Source organism: Xanthomonas dyei (genome assembly GCF_002939865.1).
Lineage (GTDB): Bacteria > Pseudomonadota > Gammaproteobacteria > Xanthomonadales > Xanthomonadaceae > Xanthomonas > Xanthomonas dyei.
Window position 1 is genome coordinate 1 of sequence record NZ_MDEE01000117.1, and the last position, 663, is coordinate 663.

1 pseudogene is annotated in these 663 nt (G+C 61.5%); it reads right to left on the reverse strand.

Going from position 1 to position 663, the window contains the following annotated elements:
• Nucleotides 1-276 (reverse strand): annotated as a pseudogene (locus XdyCFBP7245_RS23460) (IS5/IS1182 family transposase); the annotation flags it as partial.
• Between the last annotated feature and the right edge of the window lie 387 nt (nucleotides 277-663).

The following is a 663-nucleotide window of genomic DNA, read 5'->3' on the forward strand; positions in this document are numbered from 1 at the left end:
CCGAGTCGTGTCGATTGGCCCCGGTGACGCACACCGCCAAGGGGACGCCGTTGCGGTCGACGATCAGATGCCGTTTGCTGCCGAGTTTTCCATGATCGGTCGGGTTCGGGCCGGTGTAGGCGCCCCCCGGGGGGCGGCCACACTGGCCGCGTCCAGACTCGCTCGGCTCAGATCCAGTCGCTCGGCGCGACGTCGCTCGGCCAGCAATACCTGATGCAGACGATGCCACACACCGGCAGCTTGCCAATCGCGCAACCGGCGCCAGCAGGTCATGCCCTAGATACAGTCAAAAGCTGAGTGAGTCGAGGGCACAGTGCCCTCACCGCTCGCGGGACACGCCGTGAATCCGTCCGTGGAGGCTCGGTGGCGGCATCCATGCCGCCACACGGTCCCGCAAGCGGTGAGGACACCGCACCACAAAGTTAGTCGGTTGCTTCTTTGAAAGCTTATTGGTGGCTCGGCTTGCGTTGGAAAGCTAACCGAAACCACGGTGATCCAAACAACATACATCGCGCATTGCTTGCACCATGCGGACCGACACTCTCGACTGGCCATTGCCCGACTACCGTCGCGGCGACGTCCCCCCAATTTTGAGTAGCACCTCAGTTTGGAGTCCAATTCCCTATCCCGAGGAGATTGGATGTGAAGAAGCGTTTTTCCGAA